The 19,848-nt window shown below is 72.1% G+C and carries 18 protein-coding genes and 1 tRNA gene; 2 read left to right on the top strand and 17 right to left on the bottom strand.

The genetic code is table 11. From position 1 onward, the window contains the following. Positions 1-246 precede the first annotated feature (246 nt). From ACIBPC_RS18700 to ACIBPC_RS18665, 8 genes are all read right to left on the bottom strand, one after another. Complete coding sequence (locus ACIBPC_RS18700; protein WP_362958524.1) at positions 247-945, bottom strand: VanZ family protein; 699 nt, start codon at positions 943-945, stop codon at positions 247-249. A gap of 324 nt (positions 946-1,269) precedes the next feature. Then, the gene (locus ACIBPC_RS18695; protein WP_362958521.1) at positions 1,270-1,953 is read right to left on the bottom strand and encodes a pyridoxal 5'-phosphate synthase; all 684 of its coding nucleotides are present in this window, start codon (positions 1,951-1,953) and stop codon (positions 1,270-1,272) included. Then, positions 1,943-2,626, bottom strand: coding sequence for a response regulator (locus tag ACIBPC_RS18690; RefSeq protein ID WP_398845958.1), 684 nt, complete (start codon positions 2,624-2,626; stop codon positions 1,943-1,945). The genes ACIBPC_RS18695 and ACIBPC_RS18690 overlap by 11 nt, the downstream gene beginning before the upstream one ends. After that, positions 2,623-3,732 (bottom strand): sensor histidine kinase, encoded by a 1,110-nt coding sequence (locus ACIBPC_RS18685; RefSeq protein ID WP_398845955.1) that lies wholly within the window; start codon positions 3,730-3,732, stop codon positions 2,623-2,625. The genes ACIBPC_RS18690 and ACIBPC_RS18685 overlap by 4 nt, the downstream gene beginning before the upstream one ends. A 246-nt stretch (positions 3,733-3,978) precedes the next feature. Next, positions 3,979-4,884, bottom strand: coding sequence for an endonuclease/exonuclease/phosphatase family protein (locus ACIBPC_RS18680; protein ID WP_398845952.1), 906 nt, complete (start codon positions 4,882-4,884; stop codon positions 3,979-3,981). Positions 4,885-5,135: 251 nt separating this feature from the next. After that, positions 5,136-5,786, bottom strand: coding sequence for a hypothetical protein (locus tag ACIBPC_RS18675; RefSeq protein ID WP_398845949.1), 651 nt, complete (start codon positions 5,784-5,786; stop codon positions 5,136-5,138). 299 nt (positions 5,787-6,085) lie between these two features. Beyond that, the gene (locus ACIBPC_RS18670) at positions 6,086-7,399 is read right to left on the bottom strand and encodes an SGNH/GDSL hydrolase family protein (protein WP_398845946.1); all 1,314 of its coding nucleotides are present in this window, start codon (positions 7,397-7,399) and stop codon (positions 6,086-6,088) included. Between the two features lie 69 nt (positions 7,400-7,468). Then, a complete protein-coding gene (locus ACIBPC_RS18665; protein ID WP_398845944.1) occupies positions 7,469-8,797 on the bottom strand; it encodes an SGNH/GDSL hydrolase family protein in 1,329 nt (442 codons plus the stop codon). Positions 8,798-9,102: 305 nt separating this feature from the next. On the opposite strand from ACIBPC_RS18665, the gene ACIBPC_RS18660 reads away from it, so the two are divergent. Continuing rightward, on the top strand, positions 9,103-10,047 hold the full coding sequence (locus ACIBPC_RS18660) for an alpha/beta hydrolase (RefSeq protein WP_398845941.1): 945 nt from the start codon (positions 9,103-9,105) through the stop codon (positions 10,045-10,047). 7 nt (positions 10,048-10,054) lie between these two features. Here ACIBPC_RS18660 and ACIBPC_RS18655 read toward each other — a convergent pair whose 3' ends face one another. Beyond that, positions 10,055-11,191, bottom strand: coding sequence for a PucR family transcriptional regulator (locus ACIBPC_RS18655; protein ID WP_398845939.1), 1,137 nt, complete (start codon positions 11,189-11,191; stop codon positions 10,055-10,057). A 27-nt stretch (positions 11,192-11,218) separates the two neighbouring features. Between ACIBPC_RS18655 and ACIBPC_RS18650 the strand changes: the two genes are divergently transcribed. Then, entirely contained in the window at positions 11,219-12,550 is a 1,332-nt protein-coding gene (locus ACIBPC_RS18650) for a PHB depolymerase family esterase (RefSeq protein ID WP_398845936.1), read from the top strand. 48 nt (positions 12,551-12,598) lie between these two features. Here the strand turns inward: ACIBPC_RS18650 and ACIBPC_RS18645 are convergent, their stop codons facing one another. From ACIBPC_RS18645 to ACIBPC_RS18610, 8 genes are all read right to left on the bottom strand, one after another. After that, positions 12,599-14,059 carry a DHA2 family efflux MFS transporter permease subunit gene (locus tag ACIBPC_RS18645; RefSeq protein WP_398845934.1) on the bottom strand — a complete coding sequence of 487 codons (1,461 nt, stop codon included), beginning with the start codon at positions 14,057-14,059 and terminating at the stop codon, positions 12,599-12,601. A 28-nt stretch (positions 14,060-14,087) separates the two neighbouring features. After that, positions 14,088-14,936 (bottom strand): DsbA family oxidoreductase, encoded by an 849-nt coding sequence (locus tag ACIBPC_RS18640; RefSeq protein ID WP_398845932.1) that lies wholly within the window; start codon positions 14,934-14,936, stop codon positions 14,088-14,090. Positions 14,937-15,572: 636 nt separating this feature from the next. Beyond that, the gene (locus tag ACIBPC_RS18635) at positions 15,573-16,064 is read right to left on the bottom strand and encodes a DUF4411 family protein (protein ID WP_398845930.1); all 492 of its coding nucleotides are present in this window, start codon (positions 16,062-16,064) and stop codon (positions 15,573-15,575) included. After that, a complete protein-coding gene (locus ACIBPC_RS18630; RefSeq protein ID WP_398845927.1) occupies positions 16,064-17,218 on the bottom strand; it encodes an ImmA/IrrE family metallo-endopeptidase in 1,155 nt (384 codons plus the stop codon). Before ACIBPC_RS18630 ends, ACIBPC_RS18635 begins: the two co-directional genes overlap by 1 nt. Positions 17,219-18,045: 827 nt before the next feature. Continuing rightward, positions 18,046-18,381: a hypothetical protein gene (locus tag ACIBPC_RS18625; protein WP_398845924.1), complete on the bottom strand. Its 336-nt coding sequence runs from the start codon at positions 18,379-18,381 to the stop codon at positions 18,046-18,048. Continuing rightward, positions 18,378-18,515, bottom strand: a complete 138-nt coding sequence (locus ACIBPC_RS18620; protein WP_398845922.1) for a hypothetical protein — start codon at positions 18,513-18,515, stop codon at positions 18,378-18,380. The genes ACIBPC_RS18625 and ACIBPC_RS18620 overlap by 4 nt, the downstream gene beginning before the upstream one ends. A gap of 168 nt (positions 18,516-18,683) precedes the next feature. Then, positions 18,684-18,757 (bottom strand) — tRNA-Ala (locus tag ACIBPC_RS18615). A gap of 48 nt (positions 18,758-18,805) precedes the next feature. Further along, a complete protein-coding gene (locus ACIBPC_RS18610; protein WP_362958482.1) occupies positions 18,806-19,732 on the bottom strand; it encodes a hypothetical protein in 927 nt (308 codons plus the stop codon). Positions 19,733-19,848 lie beyond the last annotated feature (116 nt).

Below are 19,848 nucleotides of genomic sequence, written 5' to 3'. Positions count from 1 at the left end.
ACGGCGGCGGCACGGGGGCGACGGGATGGGCAGGGGAGACGGGGGAGCCACTGAGGGGTACGTCGGACATGCGGGGTCCTCGGCAGCCGTGACGGCCGCGGGTCGGGATCGGTGGAACCGCTCGGGTGCGCACGCCGAGAACAGCGACGGCCTCCTGGAGGTCACGCCGCTGTTCCCGTCCTCCCCGTCAGAGGAACGTGTGCGGTCCGCCGTGGCATGCCATCCCGCCACGCTACCGCCGCGAGGTCAGGGGTACCGCTCGTCGGCGACCGGCTGCTCCACGGGACGGCGCCGCGTCCAGCGGTGCCACCAGTGCGTCCGGCGCGGGTAGAGCGCGTGGCTCAGGCGCCGGCCCACGATGAGGAAGCCGATCAGGGCCCCGAGCGTGTTGAGGATGACGTCGTCGATGTCGAACGCCCTGCCCTCCACGATCAGGCCCTGCGCCGTCTCCACCATCACCATCACCAGCGCGGTGAACAGCGCGACCCGCAGCAGCCCCCGGATCCGTGGGAAGAGGACCGGGAGCAGGAAGCCGAAGGGGACGCCGAGCAGCACGTTGCCGCCGATCTGCTGCAGGGTGTCGGACCAGTCGGGCTGGTCGAGGTAGGTGCGGATCGAGGCGCCGGGACGCAGGTTGGTGTGGATCAGGTCGGACGAGTCGGGCGACGGCACCAGCGTCACGCGTGCCAGCGCGACGGCGAAGGCGACCATCAGCACCAGTGCCAGCGTCATCACCAGCACGCGCGCCACGGCGGCGCCGAAGGTGCGGCGCTGGAACAGGGGAACGCGTGGCGCGGGCGGCTCCTCGGGCGGGAGGGGCTCGTCCGGGTAGGTCGTGTCGGAAGGGATGTCGTCGTGTGTGTAGGGACGCGTGTCGTCGGGCGCGCCGACAGGCTCGGGGAGCCTGCCCCTGCGCACCGTGCGGAACCGCGTGACAAAGGCCATCGTTACCCCCTCGGTGGGTGGACTCCCGCACGCTCCGGCTACCCCGAGCCGCACACCGCACGCCGGGACTCCACGCACCTGTCGGGTGACTTTTTGACGGCCAGTCAGCGCACCGCCCGTCCGCGCCGTCCGACGCACACCGGGGCCGCCGCCGCTGGCCCGCGCACGCTTCGTCCGCTCCCTCCGAGAGGCGCCGACCGGCCGGTCAGCGGCGCGCCCATGCGCCCTGCGGCCGGCAGGCGGGCGCGACGACGCGGCGGTGCCGTGGGGGAGCGGGCGACCCGCACCCCGGGTCAGTGGGCTGGGCCAGGGCGGTCCGCGCCGTCACGGCCACAGCAACGTGCGTGACCAGCCCGCCGGATCGCCGCCCGCGCCCCGGTCGTACCGGAGGCGTACATGCCCCCGGCCCTTCTCGCCCTGCCAGAACTCCACGGCGTCGGCGCGCAGCCGCCACACGGTGTGCCCGGGAGCCACCTCCTCCGGGTCCGCCTCCACCCGCCGCCGCGCGCCCGCCAGGGCCCGGCCGAAGTCGTCGGCCGACGCGAGGGGTTCGCTCTGCCGCGCCACCAGCCCGGCCGCGCGCGAGAGTGGCGAACGGCTCAGGAACTCCCGCGCCGCCACCTCGCCCGACGCCCGCTCCACCGACCCGCGCACCCGCACCTGCCTGCCCTGAACCGGCCAGTAGAACGTCATGGCGGCGGCGGGCACCGCCGCCAGCTGCCGCCCCTTCGGACTGTCCGCGTCGCTCGCGAACACCCAGCGGCCGTCCGGATCGACGTCCCGCAGCGCGACGATCCGCGCGTCCGGCAGACCGTCCCCGTCCGTGGTGGACAGCGTCACCGCGCCCGCGTCCAGCACTCCGGCGTCCGCCGCCTCCGCGAGCCAGGCCGCGAACAGCGCCCTGGGCTCCGCGGGAGCGCCCGCCGGGTCGAACGGCGGCAGGTCCCGCGCCATCACGGGGTGCGCGGCCAGCAGCTCCCGTACGGCGTTCTCCGCTTCACTTCCCATGAGGCACCACCAGTCCCGACTCGTAGGCGGCGACCACGGCCTGAGCCCGGTCGCGCAGCCCCAGCTTGTTCAGCACGCGGCTGACGTGCGTCTTCACCGTCTCCTCCGCGACGACCAGTTCGGCGGCGATCTCCGCGTTGGACAGCCCGCGCGCGATCAGCGCGAGGACTTCCCGTTCCCGTGCCGTCAGGCCGGTCAGGGACGGCGGCACCCGGTCGCCGCCGCGACCGGCGGGCGGGTGTGTCGCGTAATCCTCGATCAGTCGCCGGGTCACCGAGGGCGCGAGCAGCGCGTCGCCCGCCGCGATCACCCGGACGGCGTGCACCAGTTCCCCGGCGGTGGCGTCCTTCAGCAGGAACCCGGACGCCCCCGCACGCAGCGCCTCGAACACGTACTCGTCCAGGTCGAAGGTCGTCAGCATCAGCACGCGCGGCAGCGGTGCTTCCCGCACCTCCAGGATGCGGCGCGTCGCCTCCAGACCGTCCATCCGCGGCATACGGACGTCCATCAGCACGAGATCCGGCCGCAGCGCGCGGACCGCCGCGACGGCCGCCTCGCCGTCCCCGGCCTCGCCCACCACCCGCAGGCCGGGGTGCGCGTCCAGCAGGGCGCCGAAGCCCTGCCTGACCAGAGCCTGGTCGTCCGCGATCAACACGGTCACCTCGTCCGTCACGGCCGCGCCCGTTCGAACAGCGGCAGCGACGCCGCGACCCGGTAGCCGCCGCTTTCCGTGGCGGACGCGGCGAACGTCCCTCCCAGCGCCGTCGCCCGCTCCGCCATCCCCTGCAGTCCATGCCCGACACCCTGCCCGTCAGGCGCACTCCGACCGTCCTGCGGCGCCTCGTTCACGATCCGCACCCGCAGCGCGTCGTCACGCATCTCCACGTCCACCTTCACCGGCGCGCCCGGCGCATGCCTGCGCGCGTTGGACAGCGACTCCTGCACGATCCTGTACGCGCCGAGCCCCACCGTCGCCGGAACCACCGCGGCCTCCGGCGCCGAGTACGCGACCCGGGCCCCGGCCGCCCGGCTCTCCTCCACCAGCGACGCCACATCCGGCAGCCCCGGCTGCGGCGCCCGCTGCGCCGGGTCCTCCCCGCGCAGCACCGTCAGCAGACGCCGCATCTCGCCCATCGACTCCCGCGCCGCGCCCGCGACCGCCGTGAACTCCTCACGCTCCGGCTCCCCCAGCTCCGGCAGCCGGTACGGCGCCGTCTCGGCGCGCACCGCGATCAGCGACATGTGGTGGGCCACCACATCGTGCAGCTCCCGGGCTATCCTCGCGCGCTCTTCCAGCACCGCACTCCTGGCCTTCTCCACCTCGGTGAGCTCCTGAGCCACCACCAGCTCACGCCGCGCCACCGCACGGGCCCGCGCCATGTCCGCACCCGCGAGGACCACGACGAACAACGCGGTCACGGCGAGCGCGTCCGTCGGCCCGTCGCACCAGACCCAGAGCATGGGCAGGCACAGCGAACCCATCGCCCACAGCATCCGGCGCGGCCCCCGCAGGGCGGCGGCGCCCATGACCAGCAGCAGCACCAACGTCTGCTCGGACAGTGTGGGCAGCAATGTCCCACGCCCCACCAGCAACGGCGCGACCCAGGCGTGGACGTACGCCCATCGCCAGGCCGCGAAGGGATACCGCAGCATCAGCAGGGCCGGCAGGATCGTGACGGCGTCGTACAACAGGCCGGTCAGCGGCATCGTGTCCGTCTCGGTCGGCCCCGCGAACATCATCGCGACGAGCCAGACGACAAGGATTCCCGATCCGGCCACGACGCCGAGCCATCCGGAACCCCGCTTCACCGCACCCGCCGGACGCGGGGCCCGAGCGACCAGCGCCCACCGGAATCCATCTCCCACCGTGGCCAACAGGCCTGTCATGGTCTTCCACATGGTCACGGAGCGTATGGGCGCCCACAGCCCCCGGACATCCCGCCACAGAGCCATCCTCCGCCCCTTCCCTGGCTCCACGGAGCCACGTCTCCCGCCGACGGGCCCCTCGTCCGCCCCTCACGCCCCTCAGTCCGTGAGGGCCAGTTCGGCGACGACCGCCCGGTGGTCGCTGCCCTCCACGGCTGCCTCGTGCACCGACACGGCTGCGAGTCCCGGCCCGTGCAGCACGTGGTCCAGCTGTATGAGCGGCGGGTACCAGCGGCCCTCCGGCCAGGTCGGTGCCCAGCCCTGCCCCAGCTCGTCGTGCACGTCCGCCAGCCCGGCCGCCAGCAGGTCCCGCATCGGGCCGTGGTCGAGCGTGGCGTTGAAGTCGCCCAGGAACACGGTGTCCTCGCTCCCGCGCGCCGCCTCCTCCCGGAGCGCCGTCATGTCGGCGTCCCAGCGCCCCGGATCGCCCAGGGGGTAGTAGGTGTGCACGGCGACCAGCCGCACCGTCCGGCCGCCCACCTGTACGTCGGCCCCTGTCTGCGGCCAGGTGGTGTCCAGCGGCAGCAGCCCGCCGTCCGACAGCGGCAGCCGGGAGTAGAGCGACGAGTCGGCCTCCGGGCGCAGCTCCCGGTAGGGCATGAGGCCGGCCATCCCCGCGCTGTCCAGGGCGCGGGCCGTCTCCGCCGACAGCTCGGCCACGGAGAGCACGTCCACCCGTTCCGTCCTGACGAGATCGACCAGCGCGGCCGGGTCCACCGCCCCCGCGTGGGCGCTGCTCGTCGCCACGCGCAGCCGGGGCGCGTCCGCCGGTATCTCCGCGCCTCCGCCCAGGTAGCGCGGCAGCAGCAGGCACAGCTCGACCACCACGAGGGCCCCCGCCACGCCGGACAGCCACCGCGCCCGCAGGGCCAGCGCCACCCCCAGCGGGACCAGACTGCCCACGGCCACCCAGGGGAACACCGCCATCACGAGGGCGAGATACGAGCCTCCGTCCAGCCTGGCCAGCCGGACCAGGACCACCGCCCCCACAAGGGCGATCACCACAGCACACACCCCCCGCGCCACCGCGCGGACCCGCGCCCGCCTCCCGGCCTCCGCCTCTTCCGGCGCCTCATCGTGTTCCGCCACCACACCCACACCTCCACCCCCCTGCCGTGCACTTACCGCCCCCGATCCTCCCTCCCCGATGACCTCCTTCGCGCGGCCCCCCGCCTTCCGAAGGGCTGGCGGGGGGCGCACCGCACCGCACGGACACCGGTCCGGCGACGCCACCACCGCCACCTCGACCCCACTCCCTACACCCCGCCACCCCCGCCCGCGCCGACCGCGACCGGTTCGCGGCGCCCGACCGGCGGTCCGCCCCGTTCGCCGCCACCCCGGTCCACCGGTGTGTCCCACGGACCTGCCCCGAGCCGTACGACCTCCGCCCGGGGATACCTGCCGTCCGCACGCGGCACCAGCCCCGCGCGTTCCGCCCGTACCTCGAACAGGCCCACCGACCAGCCGAGAAGCCGCGCGGCCTCCACCGCCGTCGCGCTGGCCCCGGTCCAGGCCAGCCGTTCCTCCACCACCGCGCCCACCCGCTCGCGCGGCAGCTCCTCCAGGTCCCGCACCGCGTAGACCGGATTGCCCCGGTAGCGCCCCACCGGGCGCAGCAGCCCGCGCGCGACCAGCTCCAGGATGTCCGCACACGCCACGTCCAGCCCGCTGTGGACGGCGAGATGGCGCGCCGCGTTCACCGTGCCGACGCCCGGACGGTCGCCCACCGCGACCCGGATCTCCTCCGCCCGCTCGGGCAGCGTCTTCGCCAGTGCCTCCGACCAGCGGCCCTCCGCCAGATCCGGCGCCGGTACCAGCCCACGCTCCCTCGCGTACGCGATCTGCCACGCCGCCAGCCCGAGCCACCTCGCCAGCTGGACCGGCCCGAACTCCCGTGCCTTCGCCATCATCCCCACCCTCTCCGCATCAGTGCTGTCACTCTAAGTGATGCCACTGACAGTCGAGAATGTTGCACCAGGCGCAGAGCGCGACCGCCGCCACGACGAACCCGACCAAGGGAACGCCCGCCTACACCCCTGAACCGGCGGCGGCAGGACGGAACTTGGGCACCCGGTCGCAGCCGATCTCCGGATCGCCCGACCGGTGCTCCAGAATGAGCCGCATCCCGTCGGGACCCGTGACCTTGCAGACGACCCTCACGGACGGCACCACAGCCCTCCGCACCGGAGCCCGTCGAACGCGTCCGTCAGTCGCGGAACAGGGAGACGGGCACAGCCGCGGCCAGCAACGCGTAGCCCCCGGGCGTCAGATGCAGCCAGTCGCCGTCGTGGACCGTGTCCCGCAGCCGTTCCGGCCGGGCCGGGTCCCGCACCGCCGCGTCGAAGTCGAGCACCGCGTCGAACCGCCCGCTCCCGCGAATCCACGCGTTGACCTCCCGCCGCGCCACCTCCCGCAGCCCCGCCGGGTCGTCGTACGCCGCGTTGCCGCCGAACGGCGTGAGCGTCGCGCCGTACACCTCCACACCCCGCGCGTGCGCACGCGTCACGAACTGCCCGTACGCCGTCAGGAGATCCGCCGTCACCGCCTCCTGCGCCGCCGCGGTCGCCGCCGCCGTCCCGATGTCGTTGACCCCCTCGAAGACGATCAGCCGCGTGACGCCGCTGCGCGCGAACACGTCCCGGTCCAGGCGCGACACGGCGCTCGGCCCGAGCCCCTCCAGGAGCACCCGGTTGCCGCCCGCGCCCTGGTTGAGGACCGCCACGTCCTCGGTGTCCCGCCGCCCCCGCAGCCGTGCGGCGAGCCGGTCGGGCCACCGGTCGTTGCCGTTGGTCGTCGAACCCCGGCCGTCCGTCAGCGAGTCGCCCAGGACGGCGACCGCCCTGCTGCCGCGCGCCGCCCACGCCTCGACGGCGCTCAGGAAGTACCAGTGGTCCACCGGCGTCGCGCCCGGCAGGTCCTCGGCGGCGACGCGCTCACCCGCGACCAGGTGCGACGTGGTGCGCGACCCGGGATGCGAGGTCACCGACAACGACCGCTGCCCGTCGGCGAGATGCACGGTGACCGTCAGCTCCCCGCCGGGCGGCACCCGCACGTCGACCGGGTCCGACACGTACCGCGCCCCCACCGGCACCGTCACCGACGCCCGCCCGTCGAACGTCACCGGCAGTGTCGAACCCGGCACGACGGCCCGCGCCCCGGCCCTGCCCCCGGCGGGCAGCGCCACCGCCACCGAGGTCAGCGGCAGCGGCGCGCCGCCGAACTCGTTCGAGAACGACAGCCGCACCCGCCGCGCCCCGATCGTCAGATGAACGGTCTGCCGGAGCGTCGCGTCGGCGAGGACGCCGTCGCTGCCCGTGAACGGCGCGGGCGGCAGGTTGTGCGGCTCGGTGAGCTGCGGCATCGCCGTCCACGTGTCCACCCACCCCTCGCCGCCCGACCGCGCCGCCGCCGGTGTCGCGCCGAGGGCGGCCAGGCCCGTCACGGCGCCGGTGAGGCCGGTGAGCGCGGCGCGCCTGTTCACGCGTCCGTGCACGCGCCTGGTCTCGTTGTGTCCGTCCACCTGAGGAGTCCTTCGCGGTCGCGGTGCGCGGTCAGTTGTCGGTCCCGGTGGGTACGCCGCCGGTACGGCTCACAGCAGGTGCGCGGGGACCGCCCGCGCCATCGCCTCGTTGCCCAGGTCGTTCGGGTGCAGGTGGTCGCCGCTGTCGTAGCGGGCCGCGAGGCGGTCGGGCCGCGCGGGGTCGCGCAGCGCGGCGTCGAAGTCCACGACCGAGTCGAACGCGCCGGACGTCCTGATCCAGTCGTTCACCCGCTGCCGCACCCGCTCGTTCTCCGGCGTCCAGAAGCCCAGCGGGGTGTCGCGGAACGGCGTGATCGTCGCGCCGTGCACCCGTACGCCCCGGGCGTGCGCCCGGGAGATCAGCTGGCGGTAGCCGTCGATCAGGTCGGAGGCGGTGACGCGCTCCGACGTGGGCGCGACGGTCCCCGGATGCCCGATGTCGTTCACCCCCAGGTGCACGATGACGTCGCGCACGCCGGGCCGCGCCAGCACGTCGCGCGTGAAGCGCCGCAGGCCGCTCTCGCCGAAGTACGCGGCGTACGCCTCCGCGTCGGAGCCCGCCGGGGGGTTCGGGTCGCGCAGCAGGCGGTTCCCGCTGATCCCCGCGTTGAGCACAGCCGTCGCGTCCCGCCCGGGCGTGGCGCGCAGCCTGCGGGCGAGGAAGTCGGTCCACCGGTGGTTGGCGTTGACGGTCGTGCCCGCCGTGATGGAGTCGCCCAGCGCGACGACGGCCGACGCGCGGTCCCCGTGCCGTGTGGCGACGCTGACGCCCGACAGGAAGTACCACGACGCCGTGACGGCGCTCGGCGTGAAGTCGGCGGCCCCGGTGACGTTCCCGTCGCCCACGAAGTTCTCCTGCCCGGCGAACGCGTTGACCGTCCCGCCCTGCGTGCGCCGCGGCAGGTGCAGGCTGATCGCCAGGTCGGCGCCCGCCGGTACACGCAACCGCACCGGATCGCTCACCACCTCACCCCCGCCCGGCACGGCCAGCGACCCGCGCCCGCCGAACGTGAGGCGCCGGTCCGTGCCCGGCAGCACCCGCGGCCCCTCCTCCCCGTCCGCCCGCCGCGCGATCCTGGCCTCGCCCACGACGAGCGGCGCCGTGCCGAACGCGTTGGTCACCGTGACGCGCAGGGTGTCACCCGCCAGCGTCGTCCGCACGATCTGCCGCAGCGTCTGGTCCTCGAACGCGGTGCCGTCACTCGCCGGCACGGTTGTCACCGGCGACGCCCACGCCCCCACCCACTCCGTGCGCCCGCCCCACCCGGCGGCGCCCGCCGCCCCGGCGGTGGGCGCGGTGGTCAGCAGGCACAGGGCGGCGAGCAGCCCCGCCAGCGCGGCCATCGCCCTGCGGCGGCGCCGGTGGGCGGCGGACCCGCGGGGACGCGGAACGGACATCTTCACGAGGGGCTCCTCAGCGTCGGGGGCGACTGCACCCGGTCAGGCGCGGTGACCATAGGAACGGCCACCACCCGCGTCAAGAAGCCGCGTCAGCCCCGCCCCACCCACCCGTACGCCCAGTCCTGCGCGTACGGACGCCCCGCCCCAGGCCCCGGCCCCCCGGCCGCCCGCCACGCCCGCGAACAAGCCGCGCGCACGCGTCGGATCCCAGCCGCCGTATCCCCGACGCCCGTCTGATGACCCCCGCTCCCGCCCCATGGGACCGTTCGGTGACGCGCCCGCCACACCGGAGGGAGGACAGCGTGCGCTATCCGCTCGACCCCGAACTCGCCGCCGCCGTCGCCATGATGCCGCCCGTCGACATCACCGACCTCGCCGCCGCACGCAGCGCCCAGGCCGCGGAACTGGCCGCCGCCCTCCCCACCGCCGACACCCGGGGCGTCGCGGTGCACGAGACACACGCCCCCGGACACGACGGCGCCCCGGACGTACCGTTACGCGTCTACCGCCCCCTCGGCGTCCCCGGCCCTCTGCCCGCGCTGTACAGCCTGCACGGCGGCGGCTTCGTCCTCGGCTCACCCGACGTCGACCACGACACCAACCTCCACTTCTGCCGCACGCTCCCCGCCGTCGTCGTCTCCGCGGACTACCGCCTCGCGCCCGAACACCCCTACCCGGCCGCCCTGTACGACGCCTACGCGGGCCTGCGCTGGACCGCCGCCCACGTCGCCCAGCTCTACGCCGCCCCCGGCCGGATCGGCGTGTGGGGCGACAGCGCGGGCGGCGGACTCGCCGCCGCCATCGCCCTGCTGGCCAGGGACGAGGGCGGCCCGCCCATCCGCCACCTGCACCTGCACAGCCCCGCCCTCGACGACCGCCTCGCCACCCCGAGCGCCGTCCGCTTCACGGACACCCCGGTCTGGCACCGCCGCAACGCGCAGCTCAGCTGGGACGCCTACCTCGGCCGCGGTGTCCCCGGCACCCCCGGCGTCCCCGCCTACGCCGCTCCCGCCCGCGCGACCGAACTGCGCGGACTGCCGCCCACGTTCATCGCCGTCATGGAGTTCGACCCGCTGCGGGACGAGGGCGTCGCGTTCGCCGCAGCACTGCAAGCGGCGGGCGTACCCGTCGAACTGCGCCGCTACCCCGGCACGTTCCACGGCAGCGCCGCCGTGACCCACTCCGCGATCGCCCAGCGCGTCACCTCCGAGGCCGTCACCGCCCTGCGCACCGGACTCGCGCCGTGACCGCCCGTCACCCCGCAGCCGACAACCGCCACGCGTACAGCGCCAACTGCGCCCGCAGCAGCCCGCCCGGCTCCCGCAGCCGCCACCCCAGCGCCCCCTCCACCACCGCCAGCCGCGCCGCCACCGAGCTGTGGTGCAGATGCAGCGCCGCCGCCGCCCGCCGCAACGACCCCGTACGACAGAACGCGGCGAGCGCCTCCACCCCGAGCGCCCCGCCGTCCCCTTCCGCCAGTTCTGCCAGGGCCCGCACCCCGGGCTCGGCCCGCAGCCGCGCGGCCGGCACCTCGGCGAGCAGCGCCAGCGGCCCCAGCTCCGCGTGGTCCACGACCACCTCGTCCACACCCCCGCCCGGCACCGCGAACCGCAACGCCGCCCGCGCCTGCCCCCACGACACCCCCGCGTGCACCGGCGCCACCAGACCGCCGACCCCCACCCGCACGTCCTGCTTACGCCCCACCCCGGGCGCCAGCGCACGGGCACGTTCCCCCGCCGCCTCCCGCAGCCCGTCCGCTGGTGACTCCCCGCCCCCCTGCGGCTGCACAAGGGCCGCAGCCAGCACGCCAACGGTGGCCACCCGTACCGTCGCCGGTGCACCGCCGCGCGCCAGCAGCGACACCGCCACCAGACCCGCGTCCGCCCCCGACGCGTCCGCCACCGCGACCACCCGCAGCGGCAGCGTCGGGTGCACCCCCAGCAGCCGCAGCGCCCGCGCCCGGTCCTCCACTGCCTCACGCTCCGACAGGACCAGCTCCACCAGCGCCGGGTCCGCCGCCTGCGGCGACGCGCCCCCGCGCCCCGGGCCCATCCGCGCCGCGATGGCCATCCACTCAAGGACCAGCGCGTCGAACGGGCCGGACCCGCCGTCCCGTTCCAGCCAGACCCGCCCGGCCGGGCGCAGCTCCACGCTGTCGGAGACACGGCCGGGCACGCCGGGGAGGGCGACCCCGTCGGGAGCGAACCGGGCCGTACGGCCGTCCGCCGTCTCGGCCCCGGCGGGGCACTGCGCCAGCCCCGCCGTCGAACGCACCAGCACCACAGGATCGACCGCGCCGCCGCTCAGCAGCGCCTGGTAGTGGGCGATGACCCGCACCGCGGCGGCGGCGTCCGCGTCGAGTGAGGACAGCCGCAGCAGCAGACCCTTCACAGCCCGCAGTCTAGAAAGGGCACCGAGATGTCCACCAGAGCCGCGTCACCCCCGTCCGACACGCCCCGCACCCGCCTGCGCAGGCTGTGCGCCGCGCTGCTGGCCGGGGTGCTTCCCCTGTTCGCCGCACTGCTGGTGAACGCGCCCTCCGCGTCCGCCGCCAGCCTGACCGAGGTGACCAACTTCGGCGCCAACCCGAGCAACCTGCGTATGCACCTCTACGTGCCGGACACCGTCCAGGACGAACCGCCGGTCCTGGTCGCCGTGCACTACTGCACCGGCACCGGCCCGGCGTTCTACTCGGGCACCGAGTTCGCCTCGCTCGCCGACCGCTACGGCTTCGTCGTCATCTACCCGTCGGCCACCCGCAGCGGGCAGTGCTTCGACGTCTCCTCCCCGCAGGCACTGCGGCGCGACGGCGGCAGCGACCCGGTGGGCATCGTGTCGATGGTCAGGTACGTACAGAACACCCTGGGCACCGACCCCGACCGCGTGTACGTCACCGGCGCGTCGTCCGGCGCGATGATGACGAACGTGCTGCTCGGCGACTACCCGGATGTGTTCAAGGCCGGCGCCGCGTTCATGGGCGTCCCCTTCGGCTGCTTCGCCACCACGGACGGCTCCGGCTGGAACAGCGCCTGCGCCAACGGCCAGGTGACGCGCACCCCGCAGCAGTGGGGCGACCTCGTACGCGCCGCCTACCCCGGCTACAACGGTCCGCGCCCCCGCATGCAGGTGTGGCACGGCACCACCGACACCACACTGCGGTACCCGAACTTCGCCGAGGAGATCAAGCAGTGGACCAACGTGCACGGCGTCAGCCAGACGCCGTCGCTGACGGACAGTCCGCAGCCGTCCTGGACCCGTACGCGCTACGGCGGCACGGGTGACCAGGCGCCCGTGGAGGCGATCAGCGTCAACGGCGTGGGCCACTCGCTGCCCACCGGCGGCATGGCCGCGCGGGCCATCACCTTCTTCGGCCTCGACGACCCCACCGACCCGGGCGGCCCCGGTGACCCGGGCGACCCCGAAGACCCGCCCGGCGACGCCGACTGCGCGGTGACCGTCACCACCAACACATGGAACACCGGCCTGACCGGCTCCCTCACCCTCACCAACACCGGCACCACCCCGGTCAACGGCTGGACGCTGACCTTCTCCCTCCCGGCTGGCCAGACCATCACCTCGGGCTGGAACGCCACCTTCACCGCCACCGGCGGAACCGTCAGCGCGCGCAACGTCGCCTACAACGCGGCCATCGCCCCCGGCGCCAGCGTGGACATCGGCTACCAGGCCACCCACACCGGCAACAGTGCGGGCCCGACGAACCTCGCCCTCAACGGCTCCCCCTGCTCCTGACCCGCGGCGCCCGCCCCGGCCCCACGCCGGGGCGGGCACCCGCGACTCCTACGCGGCGCCGGCCCGCCGCGGCGTACCACCCGGCGCGGCCAGGGCCGTGAGCGCGCCCGCCAGGGCCAGGACCCCGGCGACGGTGAACGCGAGGCCGTAGCCCGACGCGTACGCGTGCGGACCGGGCACTCCGCCCTCCGCGAGGCCGGTGACGCGGGCGGTGGCCACGGCCGCGAGCACCGCGAGGCCGACCGCGCCGCCCAGCTGGCGCGTCGCGTTGAGCAGCCCGGACGCCAGCCCGGCGCGCTCCGCTGGCACCCCGGCCACACCGGCGATGGCGGTGGCGGACATCGAGATCCCCTGGCCCAGGCCGAGCGCCAGCGTCGGACCGAGCACGCCGCCGGCGAAGGACGACTCCTCGGAGAGCCTCCCGAGCCAGAACAGGCCGGCGGCACTGAGGACCATCCCCAGCACCAGCGTCGTTCGGGGCCCCACCGCCCGGATCAGCGGCGCGCAGAACTGGGCGGCCACCATGATCGCCACAGCGAGCGGCAGATAGGCGAAGCCGGTGCGCAGCGGGCTGTAGTCGCGCACCTGGCTGAGGTAGAGCGTCAGGAAGTAGAACGTGCCGAACAGCGCGGCGCCACTGGTGAGCGCCACGACGTTCGCCGCACTCACCGAGCGGGACTTGAAGACATCGAGCGGCAGCAGGGGACTGGGCGCCCAGCGGTGCTCGATCAGCAGGAACAGCGCGAGGAGCACCACGCCCGCCACCAGCGGCCCGAGCGATGCGGCGGACGTCCAGCCCTTGGGCCCGCCCTGCACGATCCCCAGCACGGCGAGCAGGACAGCGGCCGTGACGGTGACGGCCCCCACCAGGTCGAGTTCACGCACCGCGCCGTGGTGGTGCCGCAGTTCGGTCACCACCCACGCGGCCCCGGCCAGCAGCACGAGCCCCACGGGCACGTTGACGAAGAAGATCCACCGCCACGACAGCGCGTCCGTGAGGACACCCCCGGCCAGCGCGCCGAACGCACCACCCGCACCGGACACGGCACCCCACGCACCGAACGCCCTGTGGCGGCTGCGCACATCGGTGAAGCTCGTCCCCAGCACGGCCAGGGTCGTCGGCGCGATCACAGCGGCGGCGAGCCCCTGCACGGCGCGCGCCGCGATCAGGACGCCCGCGCCGGGCGCGACACCAGCGGCGAGGCTGGCGACGGTGAACACCAGGACCCCGGCGAGCAGCACGCGGCGCCGCCCGAAGAAGTCGGCGACCCGCCCGCCCAGCAGCAGGAAGCCCGCGAACGCGACGGTGTACGCGTTGACGATCCACTGGAGGCTGTCGGCGGTGAAGCCGAGCCCGGACTCCCGCATGCTGGGCAGCGCGACGTTGACGACGGCGACGCTGGACGTCACCAGGAACTGTGCCAGGCAGCAGACGGCCAGCACGACACCCAGCCGCGCCTCCCGTCCGGGCGGGGCGGAGGTGGCGGGCTGCGCCAATTCGGTACTCATGGGACGGGGGACTCCTCGGAACGACGGGTCAGGCGGCGACGGCACGGCGCAGCAGGGCGAGCAGGGAATCGGCCGACTCGGCGCCGGACACCGCGTACCGCCCGTCCACCACGAACGACGGCACGCCCGACAGGCCCAACTCGGCGGCCCGCGCCTCGTCCTCACGGACCTCGCGCGTACGGTCGTCCGACGCCAGCAGGGCACGCGCCGCGTCCTCCGCGAACCCCGCCTCGCCCGCGAGCCGCACGAGCGTGGCGTGATCGGACAGCAGCGCGCCCTCACGGGTGTACGCGCGCATCAGACGTTCCTGCACGGCGTCGGCGAGCCCCTGGTCGGCGGCGAGATGGAGCAGCCGGTGGGCATCCAGGGTGTTGACCGGACGCGCGCGCTCCAGGTCGTACTCAAGCCCCTCGTCCGCCGCGGCCCGCGAGACATGCGCGAGCAACTGCGCGGCCCGCTCCGGCGGAATTCCCTGCCGCCGCAGCATGCGCTGCGCGATGGTCTCGTCAACACCACCAGGCGTAGCGGGGTCCAACTCATAACTACGCCACCGCACCCGCACGGCATCACGCCACTCGAACCGCTCCAAGGCCCCAGCGAGCCGCCGCTTGCCGATATAGCACCACGGGCAGATCAGATCCGACCACACCTCGACACTAATTTTTGTCACACGCCCCACCGTAGGCAGGAAACTTACCTCCGGTAAGTCCACACCTGAAGGTAAGCCCACAACCCCCACGTACGACTCCAGCCCAAGCCCACACACCCCCACCTCACCGTGACACACACCACACGCCTCACGGCGCCCCTGGGGGCCCGAGCACACTCCTGTCAGCGAGACCGTTGACAAAGTCGACGGCGAACCTCCGGGTCTCATCCGACACATCCGCGGCTTCACCGGCGTACCACCGGAACATCTCGATGTCCTGCTCAGCCGCACTCAACCAATGGACCAAGCGATGAAGGCGCCCCTCCGACTCGGCATCCGCCCCCATGCAGGTCTCCTGAGCTGAGATCGCCGACACGACAGAACCGGCCGGAAACAGCGCACGGTAAAGCCCGCGCGCATCATAAGAAAATCGTCCCATGGCCGAGCATCCGGCTTCGGCAATCGCCACCGAGACAGCCCCCGGTCCTCAGCAGCCATTCCAAGCGCCACAAAAATCGGCCAGGCACACATGAACAAGAGGCCCGGGCCGCCCCTGAGGCGGCACGGCCTCTTGCCTGCCGTTCTGCCTGGTGTAGTGAACCGGATTCAGCTGTGGGACGCTATCCAAGCTGGTTAGCGGTCCCGGGAGATCTGTTGCAGCTCCATCACCTGCATCATAGGCCGGTTCGGTCTCGCGGGCGAGTCTGCCCTCGGCCGAGCGGCCGTGTCCGGGGCTAAATGAGATAGAAACTGGGATGACGAGGTGAGGACTAGCTTTTCACCTCCACCAGTGGAATGAGGCTGTTTCGGGCGGCGAAAAGGCCCTCTGGCTCAGCCCTGATCGCGGCTCTCGGTAACTCGGCCTCATGGAAGTTGGAGGCTTAGCCTGGCGTTCACACTTCTGAGCATGGCAAAAGTGTTAGCGTATCTGACACCCATTGCCATGCAAGCATCGGGAATCATGATGCGTCGGCGCGCATCAGGTTTAGATTGTTCGTGGGTGACAAGTATGTGGTTGTGGGCTTTCGCGTAGGCGATGAGATAGAAGTCGGCGGTGTTGCCAATGAAGTCGTTAAGCGCCGACGGTGTGAAGTTGCCGGAGTGCGCCCAACTGGTCAAAGGTCCGAATTGGGTTGTGGCTGCGCTGTCTACCGGACGGAAGAAGCCTGGATGATCTTGTGCCCACGTGGCGAGCTCATCGCCACCAAGCACCAGCTCTTCGCGCACCGGAGCAATGCTACAAGCTAGCGCGTTTTCATGAGCGTGGTCGAGCCAGACCCAAAATCCAGGTGCGATATCAAAGGCGTAGTAGCGATTCTTGGCTTCGATGAGCACGTTGGAGTCCACCAGATACATCAGGCAACTCCAATCTCGGTTACAAGATTTTCAAATGTCTGATGCTTTCTGGTGCCCAGCAATCGGTATGCGTCCCGGAATGCGGTGCCACCCTCTAGTGTGTCTGCAATGACGGCGCGGGCAAATTTTCGGCTAAGCCTGATCGGTTGCGTATAGTAATAATTTCCGCCGCCGGAATCGCCTTGTCGATTCTGCATGACGGTGATGATTCGCTCTCGCTCGGTCGAATATCGATCTTGATAGTCATTCCAGTCGAGAAAACGCGCATCATGGAGCCGCTTGAGGACGACTAGAGTGCTGACGCGATATTTTCGCGCTAGGCGTTCCAATTCGGCTTCTGACGGATTACCCCGATAATCGCGCCGAATTTCGGTTAGCGGCACAAGAATCTCGGCGGCAACGCGGTTGCACCATAGTTCAGCGTTGCTGCTTGTCCGCCGGGCCATTGGGGCATCGGACAATGCGCTCTCGCCAAGCCAAATGTGAGCAAGCTCGTGCACCATCGTGAATATTTGAGCCGCCTTCGTGTCGGCGCCATTAATGAAAATCAGCGGTGCAAAAGAGTCGGCTAATGCGAAACCGCGGAATTCTTCCGGATTCAGCTTGCGGTGAGTGTCGGCCCCAACGATACCGTTGACCACCACTAGAACGCCGATGCTCTCGATCCGATCAATGAGTCGACGGAGTGCATCTTCCCACGAGCGGAATTCGCCACGCTCATTGATCTCGAATCGTAGCATTCGCCGAATTTGGGACGCTAGCACATCTGGCTGAAGCGAGGTGCTGGCTGCGCCCGTGAATCCCACCTCGGGGAGACCGTGCGTTGCTGCGTAATCCCGGTACCAGTCCTGGCGGGCTTGACATGAGTAGATAGTGTCAAGTAGATCGGCCGAAGGGCGCTCGATTACACGATTGTTGAATGTGCGCATGTCGGGGATCGGCACAGGTTCTTCCGGCGGGGCGGAAAGAAAGAAATTCCCTAGCGGGGCGTGTGTAGCATGGGCGAATTGTTCCAATTGCTTAAGAGTTGGTTTCGCGCCCGCAAGCCATTCGCTCAAGCGAGGTGCTCGCCTGGCGATGGTGTCCTCCGTCCACCCCGCGCGTTCCACGGCCCAAAGCAGCACGGCAGGCTCAACCCGCACCCGGACGACCACGCTACTCACCTCCCCCGCAGCTTAGGGTAACGGCGTGGTCCTCGAACTTGAACCCCCCGTGAGCCACCCGAGACGAATGAGCCGGTCGGGACGTTCTTCCGACAGTAGAAGATGGTCCGATTTGGCATCTATCCTCCGCTAGTTGTCTCGTCGTCTCTGACACGAGTCGCCGAAGACTTGGTGCCCGCTGGGGGCACCTTTACAAGGTCGGTTGGTGGGAGCTTGCTTGGGGCGAGAGGTCGGAAGGCTTACGCTCGCCGGCGGATCGGGCAGGTTTGAGGATCTGCCCGCAAGTGCCCGATGTGGGCCCGATTTTCGAGGCTCGTGCCAGGCTTGCTGCCTAGAGCCGCGGAACCGGTCGCCTCAGCCACGACGGACCCCCTTTCGCCGCCACCAGGCTGCGGCCTTTTGGTGCGCGGGCGACGGGGCCTGGGCCGTGGCGGGGCGGAGACAGGAGCGGCGGCCCGGGGGCCGCCGCTGCCGCGCGCCGCGCTTGCGCGGCGCCTTGATGTCGTAGAGAAAGTTGTTACTCGCGGGCCTCGCGGTGGCGTTGGGCGCGGGCCTTGTGGCGTTGGTGGTCGGTTTCGATCTCTCGGGCGATGGTTTCTGCGCAGTCGATGACCATGCGGCGCTTGGGGCGCGGGCCTGGGCGATGAGTTCGTGGTGGTCGGGGTGGTCGCCCTTGGGGGTCCATAGGCGGCGGTGGCTGTGGCGGTCAACGACGTCGTGGCAGTAGAGAACCGCCGAGTCCATGGCGCCGGAGATTTCGTAGCGGTAGCACTCCGCCACCTCCGCCGGGAGACGGAACGGTACGGGTTCCTGGTCGGTCATCGTGCCTGCCTGAAGGATCGGGTGCCGGGGGCGGGGAAGGCGGTCAGGACGTAGGTGAGGGCGCCGTCGTGGATCGTGTGGGCGTAGGTCTCGCTGAGGAACAGCGCGGTCAGCACGCGCTCTTGCGCCAGGTGGTCGGCGATCCAGCCATAGACCGGGCGCGCGATGGGTGGGTCGAGTTGGTGGGCTATGTGCTTCGCCCGCACGTGGAGCCAGCGCAGTGCCAGGCGGGCCGTGGTCGCCGAGTGCTGGTCCAGTAAGAAGGTTCGCTGGCCGTGGGCGTCGTGTGCGGTGGCCTCAGAGCGGAAGCCCTCGCGGGTCCTGCGTCTCATGCTGTGCGGAGTTTGGCGGTGATGCTGTGTCCGTGGTGGTCGCCGCTGACCCGTACCTCGTCCGCGTAGGTGACGACGAGCGCCAGGCCCCAGCCGCCGGTGGCATGGTCGTCGGGGCGGATTGTCCGGCACACGCACGTGCCGTCTGAGGCGACGGGCAAGGTGTTGCGGAAGCTTGGTAGGCAGCTTGGGACCCGTTGCTGTACTTCGCTGCTTGCACGCACGCAAGAGGCCCCGCCGACCGGAGTCGGCGGGGCCTCTTGTCTGCCGTTCTACCTGGTGTAGCGAACGGGCTTCAGCTGTGGACCTGAGGGGATTTGAACCCCTGACCCCCTCGTTGCGAACGAGATGCGCTACCAGGCTGCGCTACAGGCCCTTGCTGCGTGGAAAACTCTACAGCACTCCCGCGCCGGGCCGAAATCCGTCATTCGCCGGAGGCCCGGCGGTGGTCGTCGTCCGCGTACTGGTCGAAGAGCGGCGTCCGCTGCGGGCCCGGTGGCTGGGCCTTGGGCGGCGTGGTGGCCGGTGTGCCCGCCGTGGTCGAGCGGGCGGCGCTCCAGGTGTCCGGGGCGTCCATGTCCACGCCGCGCGCCGTACGGGGCGCCACCGGCGCGTTCACGTACGTCGGCAGCGGGACCGGCGCCGGGTCCCAGCTCTGCTGCTCCTCGGCCGCCGCGGTGGCCGCCGCGCGGCGCTGCTGGTCCACCCACTCAGCGTGGTCCGTCTGCTCGACGATCGCCTTCGACGGCTTCTCCGGCCGCGCCTGGGCGCTCGCCTGCGTGCGCTGCCGCAGCCGCCGCGCGGCCTCCTCGGCGCGCCTGCGGTCCACGGCCACCGCGTAACGCCGCCGCTCCTGCCTGCGGACGTGCACGATGTACGCGGCCAGCAGGACGGCCGGGATGCACGGCACCCACAGGTAGCCGCCGCCGGACAGCGCGTAGATCCCGCCGAGTGTGAAGGCGGCGAAGAGCACCATCGTCGTACGGCGCCGGCGGGCCAGGACGGTCGCGCGGGCCTGGACGGCGCCGGGCGCGGGTGTCGGCTCGGGCGGTTCGGCCACGGGTTCGGCGAACGAGCGGAGGTCCGCCGACGGGATGGCGGGGAGGGACGGGTCGGTCGCGGGTACGGCGGCGTCCCGGGGGGCGCCCGGTGCGTCGTCGCCGGTGCCGACCGCGGTGTCCACACCCGTAGAGGGGGCGCGTCTGCCGCGTGTCAGCAGCCGGATGGCGGTGCTGAAGCGTTCCGTCGGGCGGGCCTCGTTCAGCTCGTCCTGCCTGCGGAGCCACATCGGCACGAGGTACGCGGCCCAGGCGCCGACGATCACTGCGAAGATGAGGCCACTGCTGCTCACGGTGACACCGTAGAGGGGTTCCCCCGGGTGGAGCGGCTAAATAGGACGGTGTGTCGCACGATCAGGCCGTCATCTCGGGTGTTTCTTCGGATTGTTATCAACCATGACTCGAATGG

It is taken from the genome of Streptomyces sp. NPDC049879 (assembly GCF_044461265.1).
Lineage (GTDB): Bacteria > Actinomycetota > Actinomycetes > Streptomycetales > Streptomycetaceae > Streptomyces.
Note: the sequence above shows the minus strand (reverse complement) of the source record. Positions and strands in the feature narration are given on the sequence as shown.

Coding starts and splice junctions, on each gene's coding strand:
- ACIBPC_RS18700 (WP_362958524.1), bottom strand. CDS start 945: ATGGCCTTTGTCACGCGGTTCCGCACGGTGCGCAGGGGCAGGCTCCCC.
- ACIBPC_RS18695 (WP_362958521.1), bottom strand. CDS start 1,953: ATGGGAAGTGAAGCGGAGAACGCCGTACGGGAGCTGCTGGCCGCGCAC.
- ACIBPC_RS18675 (WP_398845949.1), bottom strand. CDS start 5,786: ATGGCGAAGGCACGGGAGTTCGGGCCGGTCCAGCTGGCGAGGTGGCTC.
- ACIBPC_RS18665 (WP_398845944.1), bottom strand. CDS start 8,797: ATGTCCGTTCCGCGTCCCCGCGGGTCCGCCGCCCACCGGCGCCGCCGC.
- ACIBPC_RS18650 (WP_398845936.1), top strand. CDS start 11,219: ATGTCCACCAGAGCCGCGTCACCCCCGTCCGACACGCCCCGCACCCGC.
- ACIBPC_RS18645 (WP_398845934.1), bottom strand. CDS start 14,059: ATGAGTACCGAATTGGCGCAGCCCGCCACCTCCGCCCCGCCCGGACGG.
- ACIBPC_RS18640 (WP_398845932.1), bottom strand. CDS start 14,936: ATGAGACCCGGAGGTTCGCCGTCGACTTTGTCAACGGTCTCGCTGACA.
- ACIBPC_RS18635 (WP_398845930.1), bottom strand. CDS start 16,064: ATGTATCTGGTGGACTCCAACGTGCTCATCGAAGCCAAGAATCGCTAC.
- ACIBPC_RS18625 (WP_398845924.1), bottom strand. CDS start 18,381: ATGAGACGCAGGACCCGCGAGGGCTTCCGCTCTGAGGCCACCGCACAC.